We start from the raw sequence: 16750 nt of genomic DNA, 5'->3' as shown, positions 1-16750 counted from the left end.
ATAGCTAGCTATAGCCAATAGGCTTAGGACGGGGTGCAGGGGTTCCACCCCTGCGTGGGGGCTGCGCCCCCTTAAAGCCAGTTACCTAGAAGGACAAAAGGTGCCCAATAATAAGGATGATTTAGCTGGCGATCGCTTAGTAACGTCATCTGAGCCTGACGTAAAGCTTCGGCCTTGTTCGTGTTTTTGTTGGCAAGATTTTTATATAGTGCGGTCATAAATGTAGCAGTAGCTTCATCATCTACCGACCAGAGCGAGGCGATCGTGCTTCTGGTTCCAGCCCTGACTGCTATACCTGCTAAACCCAATGCTGCGCGCTTGTCGCCCCTGGCCGTCTCGCAGGCGCTGAGAATAAGCAGTTCCACAACCTTGTCATTCTGGCGATTCCTCTCCTGCATTAATTGATTTAACTGCTCGATATTAATGCGACCATCCCAAGTTAGAAGATAGGTTTCTTCGAGCTTGGAGCTAAACTTGCCGTGGGTTGCCAGGTGGACGATGGGGAAGGGAGAGGTATCGATCGCTTTTTCAAGATTCGCGCCCGTGAATGTCTGATTCAGCAAAACCGTACTGGGGATCTGAGCTTGAATTTGCTGGATTTCGCGTTCGACATTAGGTAAAGGATTGAGTCGGAGAGGGGCAAAGCTGGGGCTGACTTGCGATAAACCCGCCGTGATGGCTGCGATCGGTTGTTTTGCTAAAGGCTTGGGATCCAGTAATTGCAACCCCGGCGTGAGCGAAATATTGTAGGTTTCTGCCAGAAAGCGCTGACCGTCGTGCAGGGCTGCCATGGGGATATTACGCAGTTCGCCATCAAGGACAAAGACTAAAGTATTGACTTTGCTCCGAGCGATTTGACTGGCGGCAGGTCGAATCAGCCAGTCATAGAGTAGTTGCACGTTTGCCAAATAGTCGCTGGAACTGGAATCGCGTAACTCCAAACGCAAGCTGGCGATTGTATCTTCAACCTGGCGGCGGGCTATGGGTGTGGCGTAATGTTGGAGTGGCTGCTGGGGCAAGCTCAAGATTACTTCCAAACTATTCTCTAGAATGATTGGATAGAGAACGGCAGCGGTGCGATCTACTTTGGCAATATCCACGGCATTGGCAGTCAAGCAATCTGCTCTGAAGAAATTGATCAACTCCGCTAGTTGCAGAGATTCAAGCGTGTTCTGGGCTTGCTTCAGTCTCTGTTGCTCGATCGCCCCGTTCTGTGAATTACTGGAATTATCGCTTAAAAGCAAAGTAACAAGCTGACGATACACGGGTTCTACACTGTCTCGGAAAGAAAACTGCACGCCAGGATTAACCGCAATCAGGTCGCCGCGCAGTGCTTGAAGCGTATTCACCGCTTCGGTGTAGGCAGCGATCGCACCCTGTACGTTTCCCTGTGCTTTCAGCAATCTGCCTAACTGCCACTGCCACAGATAGGCAATATCGCCAGCATCAATTGCTTGGGCTGTCGATATTGCTTTTTGCGTGAGATCCCGAGCGGATGAGAACTGCTGAGTTTGTTCGTAGAGCGTGCCGAGCGTACCAAGAGTATGGGAAATGGCCCTGCGATCGCTAAGAGATTGCGCCTGTTCTAATGCTCCAGCTAGGATCTTCGCGATCTCCATGCTATCGATGCTAGGGGAACTCGTGCTTTTCGTAGCGCGTTGGAGTTGCATCAGACTATTGGCGAGATTGATTTTGGTATAGATGGTATCGCGACTGGCGGGTAGCTGGGTAATTTGAGTTTGGATTTGTGGGAAGAGCACTTGGGCGTTGGTAAAGTCTTTGGTTTGTACGAGTAAACTTAATTGATTCAGTTGTGCCTGTACTTTAGTGGAATTAGCAGTAGCAGCAGCGATCGCCTCCTGATAGAATTCCAAAGCTGCTTTAGGATTCGATTGCAGGCGTGCCAGATTTCCCAGGCTGAGTAATGTTTCGCTGGCAAGCTCAGAGGAGTTTAGCTGACGGGCGATTGTCAAGCTCTGTTGCAATACTCGATCTGCCCTGTCTAGATCTCCCACTAACTGAAGGATATCACCGAGGCTGCGCAGACTATTTGCCTTAATCAAAGAATCCGGTTGTGTTTGTAGCGCATGATTCGCTGTCTCTAGGGTACTCAGGGCACGGCGATAGAAGCCCAATGTCTTGAGTGCTTGCACTTGATTGAGCAAACCTTTAAACTCCCCTTCACTATCGCCAACTTTGGTGTAGGTTGAGGTTGCCTCTTGCCATGTGGCAAGAGAAGCTTCTGTTTCCCCCCTGGCAAATTCTAAACTGCCTCTCGTATTCAGAACCTGCGCTTTAACTTTGAGAATGGCGGCATCTATTGTGGAGGTACTGGCCATAGTATCCAAAATTTTGAAGCTAGAAATTATCGCCTCGCGTGCTTCTTGCCATTGTCCTAACTTTTGATAGGCAAGCGAGAGATTGCTCCATAACATCGCTGAGGTTAGGGGAGACTGGGAAGATGCGATCGCCTGTCGCCACACCCCGATCGCCTCGGTGTATTGCCCGTTTTGGTAGAATTCCCTGCCTTGTTCTAGGAGTGATAGCGTGGGATCCCGCAGGGGTTTAGCATTTGTGACCGATACTTGCGTTTGATGCGGAGATTGACTGACAAATGCTAAACCCTTACCGTAGGGTGGGAGTCGATGAGGGGTTTGGAGCGATGAGTTAGGCGATCGCAAAGATTGAGCGCCCAGACTAGTTCCCAGTAATAGATGTGGCAATACATACATCCAAAGACAGCAGCCAATTACAATCGCCAGAATCACAGGAATAAATTTGATTCTCTTTATGCGCCTGTCCTCAATTAATCGACGCAACCATAGGGGGATTGCCCCTACAGGTATTTTACTTATGAGAAGCCTCCCTAAAAGGCGTTCCACAGAAGCGAAAAATAGAGACCGTTTTCTTGCCATGTTCTTGCACTCGTACCGCTCGATGATAAGGGAATGCCGTAGTCAAACCGAATTATGAAGCTATCGCCCTGCTGCCAGCGCAATCCAAATCCCAAACCAGCAATCGTACTGGGACTGGGGTCTTTGCGACCAGAGCTATTCCATCCCGTCCCAAAATCAAAGAATGGGGCAAATTGCAGCACTCCATTAATTTCGGGGGCGCGGAGGACGGGCAAGCGCAACTCCGCCGAAGCAATTAAACCATTATCGCTCAATAGTAAGTCTTGACGATACCCGCGCACGCTATCTTGACCGCCAATGCCAAGCTGTTCCAGCGGTACGAGCGCGCGATCGGCCAGTTGCACGTCAGCTCGCAGTAACAACAGAGTATCTGGAGCCAGTAAATTCACATACTGTCCCTGACCGCGCCAGATGGCGAAAAATTTATCTACAGGGGTGTCGTTAACTGTAAGCGCAAACGGAGATACCCCCACGCTAAACTGCGATCGCAGTGCTAATACCTCCTTACTGCTGCGTTGCGTGTATTCCTGGAAAAAACGCAGTGCAGAGACATTGGTTCTACCAAAGTCATCAGCCCCTGGTGAAAGTGGAAATGGAGTCGATAGCAGAGAAGTCTCGCTGGTGCGGTGGGAAGCAGTAATCCCAATAGCAAATTCCTGTGTGGGTTTCAACACCAGGGGTTGACGCAGCGTGAGTTCGTAGGAGTGGGAATTTGCCAGGATATCCAAAGTATCGAATGGTGGCTCGATCGCGCGACTGTTACTATTACTGTAAGCAAAATTCAACGTTCCATTCTGAGGATTGATGGGATAGGTATAACTGAAGTCGTAGGCATTGCTACCATCGGTATTGGTGTAGGTGAGCGCAATCCCATCACCTTGTCCGAATAAGTTATCTTCGCGAATTTGTACCTGCCGTCGCATAGTGCCGACACTGGGCGATCGGCGATTGTCAATCGTCAACCCGCCATGAAAGCTTTTAGCTTCAGTTACCTTGACTGAAAGCAGGTTTTGACCGGGTTTCGTTCCCGTCGACAGTTCAGCCGAAATATTTGCAATCAGCGGATCTAGTTGCAGGAGTTGCAGACCTTCAATCAGGCGATCGCGGTTCAGGGGCTTATTTGTGGCAATGGCAAGGCGCGATCGCACGTATTCGGGATGCAGGCGTTGCAAGCCTTTCACCTCAATTGCTTCCAGACTGCCTTCGAGAACTTGTACCTTTACGACACCAACATCAATGGTTTGAGGCGGGATAAAAGCTCCAGAGGTGATGAAACCGCGATCGACGTAGAGTTTGGTAATCGCAGTCCGAACTTGTAAAAGCTCGGCAAAGGTAATGGGACGTTGCGTAAATGGCCTGGTGACCTGCTCTAGCTCCTCGGTACTAAATACGGTACTGCCGATAACCTCAAATTTTTGGACTGTTATTGTGCCTGACACGTTCGGTAATTCAAGAGTGGGTGGCGATTCTTGGGGAGATGGCTTTAGTAATTCCGAGGGTGGTGGAAGTTTAGTGGGAGGAATGACTGGTGGCGATGGGGTACGTCGATCTTCTGGGCGAGTAATCTCAGGTGGAACTGCAACTTGGGCAACAGCCTGGGGAGTGTTCTGAGAGGAAGTCTTCTGGGTAGTTGGGATATTTGCTGGTTGAGATGCGATCGCCGACGGTGCATCTGCATATCTTTCAGAGTAAGCCCGCGCAGCAGTCGCATTAGTCAAGAGATCGCTAAGCAGAGCAACTGCTAGCCAAACTAGGTAGAGGTGACTTAGCCGAAATAGCTGATGGTACATATTGTTCGATCGCAACCCTCACCGCGCTATTCTAACCCATAAGGTTGCGAATCGCAATTTTGATGAGAAGGGCAATTGGGGATTACAGCTCTGCGCTCTAAAGTCAAACTTACCCTCAAATACCATTGAGGCAATATAGCACTTTTCAATTGAGAACGGGTTTTATTGATGGGGTGAAGGGGTTCCACCCCTTCTTGGGGGCAACGCCCCCAAACCCCCTTCTCGTTTTCATCTGAAAACCGCTATACCTCTAGAATCGGCAGAAGCTCAATTATCGTTAATGGGGGTTGTAACAACTTCAACGTCAAGTCTGACTGTTGGATGTTAAACTAGTTCTCGATCTTGGCGAAGAAGCCTCTGCATTACTTTGGGTTCTTCACAGACTGCTATCAACTTTAACTACAAAAGGCGAACATATGGGAAAGAAAGCTGAAGATACTGACTTTATGGGACGATTTCGAGAAATTGTTTCAGACCCGCTTAACCTTGCCATACGAAGAGATCCCCGCGCGGGATTTGTGGACGGAAGTTATGTTTATCTTCACAACGGGCTAAAGGTTCCGGTTTCTGGTTCTTATGCCTACTACGGTAAGTTCAGTTGGATTCTCTCAATAAATCGCGGAGTTCACGAACCGCTGGAAGAATTTGTATTTCAAGAAGTATTGAACAGCCTCCCAGCTTCGCCGATAATGCTCGAATTAGGGGCTTATTGGGGGCATTACTCAATGTGGCTGAAGAAAGTATATCCTGATGCGAAAGTTCACTTAGTGGAGCCGGAACTAGAAAATCTAAATGCAGGGAAGCATAATTTTACGCTCAACGGTTTCGTTGGTGAATTTGTAAATGCCTTTGTCGGTAACGGGCAGTTTGAGGTTGACAAATATTTAGCGGAAAGAGAAATACAAAAGATTGACATACTTCACTCTGATATCCAGGGATATGAATTGGAGATGCTGAAAGGTTGCTCTAAATCATTAACAAATAAAAATATAAACTATCTCTTTATTTCAACGCATTCGCAGCAACTGCATTTTGACGTTATAGAACAGCTTGCAAATTTCAATTATAGAATTGAAGTATCGTCTGATTTCGATTACGGCACGACTTCTTGTGATGGCTTTATATTTTCGTCCAGCCCTTCGGTTGAGCCAGTATTTAAAGGGTTTATTCCGATGAGTAGAGTTCAGATTGAATCAGCAAAACCGGAATTTTTGATCGAATATCTGAACAAGATTATATAGGCGGCAAACTTTACCAATACAGAATCAATGGTAGCTCTGGTCGGAAATCTGCTTGCCGTCCTTGCATTTCACCGTCAAAGCCAAGTTCCATCAGATAGGTTTCTCCCTGTCGCAGTTGAATCAAATTGCTGGCGATCGCAGATTGCAGTTCCGGAGAAAGGCAGTCCGCATGAGGACTAGCAAGCGTTACACGAGTTATCTCCCAGAAAGCTACGGCATGTCGCAATAGTTCCTGCTGCTCTTCGGGATAAGCATCTTGACGCTTCCTAAAGGCAAGATAGAATAACATCGGTTCCGTCAATACAGTTGCATTCGTCGCCACAGAAATACTGAGTGGAGGTGGCAAATAAGCAGGACGATACGTCCATGTTGGGAAAGGGAGGGGATCAGTAGAATGGGGTGTTGGGTGGAAGCAAACTCCAAAAGGACAGGCGGTACGATCGCGATCGCGCCATCTCTCCCAAAGATACATGGGGCGGGTGACTTCCGACTGTGCTTCCTCTGAACTGTGCACCCAAAGCAGTTCCAACATACAATTGTGGAAGAAAAAGCGGCGATTGGCGGTTCCCTGGCCAGCATGAATGTTGGATGTGCCTTCGGTTAACCCAAAAGACACCAGGCGATCGGCTGCTGGCGCGCCAATATTAGTACAAATGAATAGATGATCCAGTTCAAAAGGCATACGAATTAGTGCTTCTGGTTCTTGCGAGTATTGCTCGATCTCTAATGCTATATATAGCGGCTTTCAGATGAAAACGAGAAGGGGGGGCGTTGCCCCCTAAGAAGGGCTTCCACTCCTTCACCCCGACAATACTGTTCTCAAGTGACATCCTCCCCGCCGCAAGCGGACGGGGCATCCCAACCTCACGATTGGGTATTCCTGGCTCATCACCACTTATCTAGAAGCATCCCATGACGCACTCCCCGACAGAACGGCTCTACAGGCATTTTCTATTCCCCAGAGTCCCTGGGTACAAATTGATCCAAGACATAAACCTTGAAAACACTTCCCGAACTTTGGAGGTCCCGACAAAGCCTGACTTTTACTCTCAATCGGCGGGCTGTAAAACCGAGCAAATTATATCACGCTGCAAGCAACGGGGAATTTAACCCTCAGAGATTAAAAAACGCTATAGCAAAACGACCTCGATCTCTGGTTGAATGAAAATCAATGCTTCTTCACAAAAATTTGCGATCTGTTGTGATTACTATTCAAATTGGTATTATTGCTCCGGCAACCTGAGATATTACAGGAGATACGGTTGTTTCAAGGGTCACTACCTAAAAAATGCAGGCTGTATTATTGCCGGAGCAATTAGCCCTGCAGCCAGCGAAAGTTTGCTGCTATTTCCTACCAAATCGAGTATTGCCAAAAATTGGAGTCCGCGCAAACAGACTTTGTGTATGTAGCCGCAACTTCTAGTTGCAAGGTTTACAGGAGAGCTTTTTTAGGGAATTGGTATTACCAGTTGGGCGGTGAGGCGCGATCGCCTATCTTTCGTAAAATAAAACTTTTGGCCTACCACCTGTTCTTAATCAACAAATTGTGATATCCTACCCTGCCAAGGCCTTAGTCTTTATATAGCAGATTGCCAATAGAGCCGTACTATAGCGGTTTTCAGATGAAAACGAGAAGGGGGTTTGGGGGCAACGCCCCCAAGAAGGGGTGGAACCCCTTCACCCCGTCAATAAAACCTGTTCTCAATTGAAAAACGCTATAAAGTGCTGGCAGCAAAGCTTTTTAAAAGCTGACCGCTGAAAGCCTACCGCTGAAAGCTATATACGATCGCTGGTTCTCAATGTGGTTTGACGAGTGAGTTTTTGACATGCTAACAGATATCGATATTCCAGAAGAGTTATATATCACCGAAGATATAGATGCCTATGAGGATCATGCCGATGGTCTCATGGATGCTTTATTTGGGGAAGTAGAGCATATTTTGAGCGTTGAAAACACCGCCAAAGGAGTGCTTGTATCCACTAAGCTCAGGAAGCCTGCGACCGCAAATCCAAGCACCAACAATACAAATGGCATAACTGGCGATACCAAAACTCCTCAGTTACTTCCATCCGATACAGTTAGCATTGCTAAGCTCGATTTACCTGCCCTAACAGTACCTCCGCTCTCTTCAGAGGATGTGCTTTGGTTGGAGCAATTAAATCGGCAGGCTATTAGTGAAGCAGAGTACTTCTCTCCACCTCAAAAGCCTTTACAAGCAGAGCCGCAGCACCGCCCAAACCGCTTTTTACTTGAGAGGGGGCTGACGATCGCTGCTTGCACGTCGGTCATTTTTGTTGCTGGCCTGTGGACGTTCAGGTATGGCTTGGCTAGCTCTAGCACCCAAAAACCAGTAGCGGTAGCCCCACCAACACAACCAGAACCTGACACCGCTCAATTTGCGGAAGAAGTTAGACAATCATTTATTGCGATCTCCAATAAAGAAAAAGAGAAAAGCGTTGCAGCTAATCCCACACAGCCTGGGTTAAATCTCTCCAACTTGCCCTTGTTGCCCCCTCTAACTAATAACGGCCAGCAAATAGGTAATGGGGTTCAACCCATCTACGTTCCCGTCTATCAGCCACCTACTCCGGCTGCTCCTGTGGGACTTCCGCCCACCACCACTCCCACCGCGATCGCTCCTGCTCCTGGTCCTGCCCCTGCCATTGCCAGTCCCGCACCTGCGATCGCACTGCCTGCTCCCTCTCCGGTAGCGATCGCCCCCTCCAATACCCTGATAGGTATACTTGATGTGGGCGAGCAGTCTTCTGCTATGTTTGATATTAATGGTTCCGTACAGTCTGTACGGGTGGGGAGTCAAGTTGCTGGCAGCGGGTGGGTGCTCAGCCGCATTACGCAACAGGAGGCAATTTTGAAACGCGGTAATGAAACCAGGTCTGTATTTGTGGGGCAAAAGTTCTAAATGGGACTCCTTGATGATATTTCACGCTTTCTTGAGACTCGGCTAGAGGAATATATTCGCAATAATCCTCAAATTGAGTTGCAGATCTTAGAAGAAAAACTGACCCAGCAAGAGTCAGAAGTGGCAAAACTAATTGCTAGTTTTCGCACGCAGGAAAAACAGTTACAGGATCGGATTTTAGCGATCGCTGACGATATCAGGATCTGGCACGAACGCGCCAAGAAAGCTAGCGATGCCAATCGCCAGGACTTAGCCAGTGCTGCCAAAGAACGGGAAGCGGCATTATTAAAGCAAGGCAACCAGGTGTGGGCACAAATGGAGCTGATCAAGCAGCGCATTAGCCAAACTGCCGATCTACAAAGCCAGATCCAGTCAAGGATGCAGGAAGTTCGTACCAAGATCGCCGAAGCTGCTAAAACTAAGTCCCAATCTCAAGCGAGCGAGCGAGCCAGTACTTCTTTTAACTGGGAAAATCTTCATACCCCATCGCAGGGAACAGACGATCCCTTAGAACAGCAGTTTCGCCGTTGGGAAATGGACGAAGAGCTAGAACGGTTAAAGCGCAAGATGGGCAAATAATTAGGGCTTGCCCAGAGCTAGATCCAAATTGCGCTGAGCTTCTGCTAGAGCTTCAGCAGGGCTTCTCTTTTGTAATAAAGTTGCCTCGATCGCTCGACCAATACTCTCAGAAATGCGCGGATATTCAGGCGACAGTGGGCGAGATTTAGCCGATCGCATTTGGTTAAGGAATACCTCAACTGCTGGTTGCTGAGATACGTAGGCAGCATACGCCGAACTGCGTTGTGCATCTAAGTTAATGGGCAAATATCCAGTTTGTCTCGCCCATTCTGTTTGAAACTCTTCTCCAATTACAAATTCAGCGAATTTCCAAGCAGCGGCTTCTCGTTCGGGCGTGCTTTTCAATAGAAATAAATTTTCACCCCCCATAGTGGTAGCAGGATAGCGATCCTGGGGAATCGGCATGACATCGAAGTCGATTTTCTTCTGACTCATAAACCGTAACGCCCAAGAACCACTAATTTGCATTGCTACTTTGCCTGAGACAAAATTATCCTCTTCATAACCTCTCTCCGGTTGGGAGAGCATGGCGGAGTTATCGCGAACTAGATCCTGCCATAACTGCAAAGCGGTCTGGGCTTCTGGCGTTGCTAATTGTGGCCGATCGCCTTTGAAAAGATCTCCTCCCGCACTCCAAAGGAATGGAGTCCAGATGAATACTGTAAACTCACCTTTGCCCAGCGGTAGAAATATGCCCCGTTGGTCGATACGTCCATCTCCATCTCGATCTAACGTGAGTTTCCGAGCTACCTGACGCAGTTCCGTCCAGTTTTGAGGTAATTTCTCAATGCCTGCTGCCTTAAATAAACTGGGGCGATAGAAAATACCGATATTATTGGTAGCAAAAGGCACTGACCAGATGCGATTGCGCCATTGCATTGTCGATAACATTGCCGGATCGATGCGATCGCGCAGGGGAGATTTCGCCAACAGATCGTCCAGGGGACGAATCGCATCCAACTCCACCAATCGTCCTGTGAGTGTAGGAGTGTACCAAAGTAAGTCGGGGGCAGCATTACCAACTACAGCGGAGAGAATCTTGGGAATTTGCTGGTCGCTTTGTCCGGCGTAGATAGATTCCACAAAGACTTCGTTCTGACTGCGATTAAAGCGATCGACTAATTTCTGGAGTACCTCGCGATTAGTCGGCGGGTTAATACCCTGCCATAGGGTAATGTGGGTTTTGCCATCATTGGGAGTGCTGCCACAACTGACTAAAACTAAGCTTAAGCTTAGTAAAAGCGCTAGTATTCTTGTCATAATTTTTCGATCTCGACCCCACCGACTTTTATCTGTAACGGGTCATGGCTAATAGTCCGCCCGTTGTGAATCAAATTCACTTTAACAATTTGGTGAAAGCGATCCTTAGCCACACGAAACAGTTCAAAAACATGTTCTTATTATACTGAGCTTAAGATCTCACGCTCCCCATGCATCCGTAATTTCGGAATACGAGCTATTGCAATACAAAGGGTATAGCTATAATAATATCGATCCGTTGTTCTGGCGCAGCCTATGACTTCCCAGCTTCTTGACACTGAAGAAACGATCGCTGAGCTTGACATTAGCCATCTTGTGATTGAGGACGATACCCCGGTGGATAATTTCCAATCGGCACAGCAGCAACGGTTGCTGGTCGAGCCGCTTTACAGTTCTAAGGCATTACCGCTGCCATTTATTGCCGATGCCAATGTAGGTTTATTCTATAAGCTCAAGGGAGAGCCAATTGTTCCAGACGTACTTCTGAGCTTGAACGTGCAGCGCCCTGAAGACCTGTCTCAGCGACGCAATCGTTCTTATTTTTTATGGGAGTTTGGTAAGGTTCCAGAAGTATGCATTGAAATTGCCTCTAATGCCAAGGGTGATGAGTTGACTTTGAGTAGGGAATCGCAGCAGAGAGGTAAAACCGCTTGTAAGAAGGATATCTACGCTCAAATTGGCGTACCTTACTATGTTGTGTTCGATCCGTTACAACAGATTCAAGGCAAACATGAGATGAATGGAGCGCTGCTGCGCGTGTGGAAGATCTCTCCCATTGGCTATACAGAACTCACTCCACCTCAAGGCATTGCTACAGTGGGACAATGCATCCAGTTAGAGAGAATTGGTCTGGGACTGACGCTATGGGAAGGGCAGTTTGAAGAGGAAGTGACAAGGTTATGGCTGCGCTGGTGCGATCGCGATGGCCAGATTATTCCCACGGGTGCAGAGGGGCAAGGTATGGCACAGCAACGCGCAGATGCCGAACAACAGCGTGCAGATGCCGAACAACAGCGTGCAGATGCCGAACAACAACGTGCAGAGCGCCTTGCGGCAAGACTGCGGGCCTTGGGTGAAGATCCCGATCGCCTTCTCTAAAATGAGACGCAGGAGCGATTGTCGGAGCGCAGTACTGATTCCTGCTGGAATTTGCATTTGTAAATCTTGCGAATTTGTTCGATTTTTTGACTGCTATCATCCTGGCGATCTATCGGATAGAGTAATACCAGCAGTCGAGAATTCTCTTTGACGATCGTTCCTCGCGAGTTCTTGAATTGTCCTAGACCGAATAGAATCGTTAATCCATCTGGGAAGCGCGGTGTAACTTCATTGTTGATGAATTTCTGGAATTCCAGATCGTTTACTTCAGAACCATTGGGCTTGAGCGAACCAAAAAATAACTCCGTTCTGATAAACGGGCTGGCAGATGGGATGCTTTGACATGTGCGATCGCTATTTGCCTCATTTGTGGGAGCTGGCTCTAGCAGCGATCGCTGCGCAAGGGCTGCTCCCTGCGAATTGATAAAGGGGTAAAAGAATGATGCCCCAAAAGTCAATAATCCTGCAAGGATAAGATTCCTGGGGAAAGTTGGGGCAGATTTATCGTGCATATTTTCGACTCCGATTATACACATTAGTAATCCAAAATGATTTGTGAAAGTTATACCAATTTGAACAGTAAACACGACAGATCGAACGGGGTGAAGGGGTGGAACACGGCAGTGGCTCTAGCGGGGAACCCCCAAGACCGCCCTGCCTCCCCTTCTTGGGGGCAACGCCCCCAACCCCCCTTCTCGTTTTCATCTGAAAACCGCTATATATGGCTTCTTTTGCGATTTAGGTTGCTATAGTGTCAAGGAGAATGGTTTGGCAAAAATGATGAAATCTGCTAACTCGACCCTAAAGTTATTTGCACTATTTATATATCTAGCATTTGCAACATCGCTACTATCTGGGTGCAATTCTTCCCCTGTTAATACTTCTCAGGCTGAAACCACTAATAAACCCTCAACATCCATACCACCAATTAACCTGCAAACTAACGAGGAAATACCTCTGGGGCAAGCCCATACCTATGCTAAAACTGGCTTATCTTTACAACCGCCCAAGGACTGGGTTAAGAAAGATATACCAGGCTTGTCCTCTGCTTTTGTCTCTGATGCCACAGAAATGCCAGTTGCCAGCTTGACGCTAATTGATGATACCTATGCGGGCAGCTTAAGTGAATATATCGAGATCGAACTCAAATCGATCGCCAGGGCGTTCAAGGGGTTCCAGCGCATTAATCAGTCAGAGTTTAAGACTAACTCGGGTATGACTGGCGTGGCGATCGCGACGGAATCAGAACAACTCGGCAAGCAAGTGCGACAGATACTCTACTTTTTTACGGGCAAGGACAGCAAAAAGTTCGTGTTTACCTGCACCTTTTTAGCCAAAGAAGCTGAGAAGCTATCTCCCCTTTGTGCAGCTAGTTTGCAAACATTAAAAGCTAACTATTAGTACGTACAGATAGTTCGTACAGAGCGCTAACTGCGGTGTTTATTTTGATAGCGAACCCGCGCCCCCGTCCACAATAGCTTTTCGCGTAAAGCCTGGTAATAGGAATAGTTATCTCGCAGGATAACGAACTGAGCCTGACAATCTGCCATCCGAATATCTACACGCTGTCCAGGTAAGACCGAAGTGGCTAGTACGCCATCTGTCCATAGTTTGAGGCTGAGGTCGTTATTATCTAGCGGCCAAATACTCACCAGTAGACGCGGTGGCAGAACAATCGCTCGGCTGGAAAGACTTAAAGGGCAAATTGGCGTGATGGCGATCGCGTCCATACCTGGATGCAAGATTGGCCCGCTAGCAGCCACGGTATAGGAGGTAGAACCAGTAGGTGTAGCAACGATCAACCCATCGCCGTGATACTGATCGACGATTTCACCATCAATATCTAGCTCTAAGGCTGCGGTAACCATGCGATCGGGAGACCCCGGTTTGACACACATTTCATTGAGGCAAAGAAAAGGCCCGCAGTTGTGGCCGACAGGTGTACCATAGCTCGGATCGACTGTGATCGTGTGTGCTTGTAACATCATCCTTTTTTCAATGGCAAAGCGATCGGTACGCAGCCTCTCCCAGATGGCTTCTGTGTCAGCACACTCCTCCGCGGATTGGGTTAAAAAACCAAGATGACCGCCCGTATTTATTGCTAAAATCGGCACCGATCGCTCCGCCAGATACCTTGCTGCTCCCAGCGTCGAGCCATCACCACCCAGTACCAAAGCTAGATCTATGTCTTGCATGGACTCCAGAAATACCGGGTAGGGATTATCAGTTGCCCCACTCGGCCCCATCAATACCTTACAGCCCAAATTTTCCAGTTCCAGGGCGCACTTTTCCGCCCAACTGCGACTGGTTGGACTTCCAGATTTATAGGCAATAATTGCTTTGCTTAGTTTCACTTGAAATTCCTTAATTTCTTTGCAAAGGTTGCTTTACTTAACTTATATAAATATGAGTTATTGCTATTAGATTTTGTGTCGAATTGTAAGAATTCGCTGTTTTGTATAAGCTGATAACAAAAAATAGTAATTTCTAAGTTAGGATTTGCAAACATAGCTATAGATACGAGTTGCAGAATAGGTTGCAGAGCTAGAACCATTACTTAGGGGTTGCGCCTCTAAGCATTGTGTATTAACCTAATTAACCTGTAAACTCGTAAGTCTGCAGCTATTAAGAGTTGTTTTGAACCTAAGAACGCGCCATGAGTCAGGCTGAAATTGGTAATTCCCCAGAGGTTGTTCCAACGCCTCACCAGACAGAGCAGGCAGAACATGAAACAGAGGACTTGCAACAGCGGCTTCACAATTGCGATCGTAAGCGCGCGGAAGCTTATCTGTTGCTAAAGCAAGCGCAGGAAGAACTAGTGCGATCGGAAAGTGCGATACAGGAACAGAACGATCGGGCAAAATGTTTTCAAGATCGGATTGCTCAGCTAGAAAGCGATCTGGCTGACAAGAGCGAGCAGTTGGAGCAATCTACGGCTAGATGCGAGTTCCTGCGCACGCACCTCAAACGCGAACAGAAGCAAGTATCTCAGCTTAAAGCATTGCTCGAACGGTTTTTGGATGGAGAAGAAAGGGACGATCTGGTAATGTCATCCGAAGCTTCAGCGTCCGAGACCGCGCGCAAATCTACGTACGACGATCTTGGCAATCTTGAGGATGTGGTAAGTTTATCGCAAAATATCACTGATACATGGGTATCATCTTTATCGAATGAGATCGAGGTAAATTTATCCGCAGAAACGCCAGATGCAGTGCTTACCTCAACTGGTAAGCATTTCTCCCGTATTGATGAAATTGATGAAGATGAAATTGATATATCCGAACTACCAGAAATATCAATTTCACCAGTAGAGCAGCTTGCCAACAAGCTGAATTTACCGCTGGAATCTCGAACTAGCGATACTACAGAGCCGTCATTACCGTCCCTAGAAGCACCCGCTATTGAAGTTCCCGCAGATCGAACTTTCAGCCAACCGATTCCCAATCAAAATCAAATTAGTGACTATGCCAATCACCTGATCTTGCCTCAGGTAACTACGCCTCATTTTATGCAAGTACTTAGCAAAGCTACCAAGCAGGCAGGTCCAGCTCCTTTAATCGATCGCAGCCGACATCGAGCAACTAACTCTTTCTCAGCGGTGAAACTACCCAAGTTTCCACCTCTACAATGTCGATGAGTCGATGATTGGATATCTGCGTGGTGCGATCGCAACGTTGAAAGCTCAAGATTCATCGCGTAAAACATCACCTTGCTACATTCTGACGCTAGATGTCAGAGATGTTGGGTACGATTTAGTTATTACTGCGAGCGCTGCCAAGCAAATGCCGCCCGAGGGTAATGCAGTAAAGTTATTTACCCACATGCAAGTGCGCGAAGACCAAACGGTTCTGTATGGCTTCATCAGTGTCGCCGAACGGGATTTATTCCGCCAGCTAATTGGCGTGACAGGTGTGGGGGCACAAATGGCAATGGCACTGCTGAATACACTTGGTTTGCAGGATCTGGTGAAAGCGATCGTCACGGGTAATAGCCGCATCCTCAGTCTTACACCTGGTGTTGGGAATAAAACAGCAGAAAGGCTGGCTTTAGAACTTAAAACAAAACTAGCAGATTGGCGGCAGCAGGTGGGGGTAACGATCCCTGTTGCATCGGTCGTGCAAGAAGATGTGGAGATGACTCTGCTGGCGTTAGGATATACGCCCACAGAGATTGGCGAAGCATTGCGTCACCTGGCGGCATCCCCCGCATTGTCGCAAAGTCAGGATATTGAAGCGTGGCTAAAAGCCGCAATTACCTGGCTCAGTAAGAGTTAAAGCAGAATTTTGGCAATTTGCCATCATCAGTTACACTAGGTCTGATGAGGAACTAGCAATTTGGGAGTACTTATTGTGACAGAAACATCCCCCTCACTCACCCCCAAAAACAGGTCGGCTAACCCAGAACGTCCATTTCTGACGTTTATTTTTCGTCTTTTAGTTCTAGGTATTGGCATGGGTGCGGCAGCTATAGTTGGAGTCATTGGTGCCATGTGGCAACCCGGACTGATCTGGCAACCCGATCCAACGACACTCAGCCCTAAAAAACAAGTATTTACACTGTCCGCTGATGCCTTATTTGAGCCAGATCGAGCAACTATTCTGCCTGATGGTTACAAGCTCTTGGATCGGATAGCCGCCCAATTACCCCTATCAACAGGTAAAAGCATACGCATTGGGGGACACACCGACATTTCTGTTTCAGGTGAGAATACAGGAGCAACGACTGCTAGCAACCCGCTTGATATTTCCTACCAACGAGCTGTAGCAGTTAAAGATTACCTGATAAAGCTACGGGGTGAGAATACCTACAACTGGATCGCTGTGGGGTATGGGAATAGCCGTCCGATCGCGACGAATGATACCGATACCAATCGCAAAAGCAATCGGCGGATTGAAATTGTGATTAGCGAATAACGAACAAGATCTATAAGCGATCGCGGACGAGCC

The 16750-nt window shown here is 47.8% G+C and carries 15 protein-coding genes; 8 read left to right on the top strand and 7 right to left on the bottom strand.

Annotated features, from left to right (window positions below; all coding sequences use genetic code 11):
* Positions 1 to 71: 71 nt before the first annotated feature.
* Together PSE6802_RS0104275 and PSE6802_RS0104270 are read right to left on the bottom strand one after the other, a co-directional pair.
* Positions 72 to 2915: a CHAT domain-containing protein gene (locus PSE6802_RS0104275; protein ID WP_156815405.1), complete on the bottom strand. Its 2844-nt coding sequence runs from the start codon at positions 2913 to 2915 to the stop codon at positions 72 to 74.
* A complete protein-coding gene (locus PSE6802_RS0104270; RefSeq protein WP_019498830.1) occupies positions 2867 to 4705 on the bottom strand; it encodes a ShlB/FhaC/HecB family hemolysin secretion/activation protein in 1839 nt (612 codons plus the stop codon). The genes PSE6802_RS0104275 and PSE6802_RS0104270 overlap by 49 nt, the downstream gene beginning before the upstream one ends.
* Positions 4706 to 5022: 317 nt before the next feature.
* On the opposite strand from PSE6802_RS0104270, the gene PSE6802_RS0104265 reads away from it, so the two are divergent.
* A complete protein-coding gene (locus PSE6802_RS0104265) occupies positions 5023 to 5946 on the top strand; it encodes an FkbM family methyltransferase (protein ID WP_202950671.1) in 924 nt (307 codons plus the stop codon).
* A gap of 10 nt (positions 5947 to 5956) precedes the next feature.
* Here the strand turns inward: PSE6802_RS0104265 and PSE6802_RS0104260 are convergent, their stop codons facing one another.
* Positions 5957 to 6628: a VOC family protein gene (locus PSE6802_RS0104260; RefSeq protein ID WP_019498828.1), complete on the bottom strand. Its 672-nt coding sequence runs from the start codon at positions 6626 to 6628 to the stop codon at positions 5957 to 5959.
* Positions 6629 to 7772: 1144 nt separating this feature from the next.
* Between PSE6802_RS0104260 and PSE6802_RS0104245 the strand changes: the two genes are divergently transcribed.
* Positions 7773 to 8867, top strand: coding sequence for a hypothetical protein (locus tag PSE6802_RS0104245; RefSeq protein ID WP_019498825.1), 1095 nt, complete (start codon positions 7773 to 7775; stop codon positions 8865 to 8867).
* The gene (locus PSE6802_RS0104240) at positions 8868 to 9446 is read left to right on the top strand and encodes a TIGR04376 family protein (RefSeq protein ID WP_019498824.1); all 579 of its coding nucleotides are present in this window, start codon (positions 8868 to 8870) and stop codon (positions 9444 to 9446) included. It abuts the gene before it with no gap.
* Here the strand turns inward: PSE6802_RS0104240 and PSE6802_RS0104235 are convergent, their stop codons facing one another.
* The gene (locus PSE6802_RS0104235) at positions 9447 to 10706 is read right to left on the bottom strand and encodes an ABC transporter substrate-binding protein (protein WP_019498823.1); all 1260 of its coding nucleotides are present in this window, start codon (positions 10704 to 10706) and stop codon (positions 9447 to 9449) included.
* Positions 10703 to 10786 (bottom strand): hypothetical protein, encoded by an 84-nt coding sequence (locus PSE6802_RS35725; RefSeq protein WP_412973431.1) that lies wholly within the window; start codon positions 10784 to 10786, stop codon positions 10703 to 10705. The genes PSE6802_RS0104235 and PSE6802_RS35725 overlap by 4 nt, the downstream gene beginning before the upstream one ends.
* A 175-nt stretch (positions 10787 to 10961) precedes the next feature.
* Here PSE6802_RS35725 and PSE6802_RS0104230 point away from each other — a divergent pair, with 175 nt between their 5' ends.
* A complete protein-coding gene (locus tag PSE6802_RS0104230; RefSeq protein WP_019498822.1) occupies positions 10962 to 11804 on the top strand; it encodes a Uma2 family endonuclease in 843 nt (280 codons plus the stop codon).
* Here the strand turns inward: PSE6802_RS0104230 and PSE6802_RS0104225 are convergent.
* On the bottom strand, positions 11801 to 12316 hold the full coding sequence (locus tag PSE6802_RS0104225; RefSeq protein WP_019498821.1) for a DUF3574 domain-containing protein: 516 nt from the start codon (positions 12314 to 12316) through the stop codon (positions 11801 to 11803). The genes PSE6802_RS0104230 and PSE6802_RS0104225 overlap by 4 nt on opposite strands.
* Positions 12317 to 12572: 256 nt before the next feature.
* Here PSE6802_RS0104225 and PSE6802_RS0104220 point away from each other — a divergent pair, with 256 nt between their 5' ends.
* Entirely contained in the window at positions 12573 to 13205 is a 633-nt protein-coding gene (locus tag PSE6802_RS0104220) for a hypothetical protein (protein ID WP_225902640.1), read from the top strand.
* A 26-nt stretch (positions 13206 to 13231) separates the two neighbouring features.
* Here PSE6802_RS0104220 and PSE6802_RS0104215 read toward each other — a convergent pair whose 3' ends face one another.
* The gene (locus PSE6802_RS0104215) at positions 13232 to 14158 is read right to left on the bottom strand and encodes an NAD(+) kinase (protein ID WP_019498819.1); all 927 of its coding nucleotides are present in this window, start codon (positions 14156 to 14158) and stop codon (positions 13232 to 13234) included.
* Between the two features lie 302 nt (positions 14159 to 14460).
* On the opposite strand from PSE6802_RS0104215, the gene PSE6802_RS0104205 reads away from it, so the two are divergent.
* The 3 genes from PSE6802_RS0104205 to PSE6802_RS0104195 all read left to right on the top strand — a co-directional run bounded on the left by PSE6802_RS0104205 (position 14461) and on the right by PSE6802_RS0104195 (position 16717).
* Positions 14461 to 15441, top strand: coding sequence for a coiled-coil domain-containing protein (locus PSE6802_RS0104205; RefSeq protein WP_019498817.1), 981 nt, complete (start codon positions 14461 to 14463; stop codon positions 15439 to 15441).
* A gap of 4 nt (positions 15442 to 15445) precedes the next feature.
* The gene (gene ruvA / locus PSE6802_RS0104200) at positions 15446 to 16078 is read left to right on the top strand and encodes a Holliday junction branch migration protein RuvA (protein ID WP_019498816.1); all 633 of its coding nucleotides are present in this window, start codon (positions 15446 to 15448) and stop codon (positions 16076 to 16078) included.
* 75 nt (positions 16079 to 16153) lie between these two features.
* The gene (locus tag PSE6802_RS0104195) at positions 16154 to 16717 is read left to right on the top strand and encodes an OmpA family protein (protein WP_156815402.1); all 564 of its coding nucleotides are present in this window, start codon (positions 16154 to 16156) and stop codon (positions 16715 to 16717) included.
* The last annotated feature ends 33 nt before the right edge of the window (positions 16718 to 16750 follow it).

The sequence above is a fragment of the Pseudanabaena sp. PCC 6802 genome (assembly GCF_000332175.1).
Taxonomy (GTDB): Bacteria; Cyanobacteriota; Cyanobacteriia; order Pseudanabaenales; family Pseudanabaenaceae; genus PCC-6802.
The sequence above is the reverse complement of the archived record's forward strand: the minus strand, read 5'-3'. Positions and strand labels throughout refer to the sequence as shown.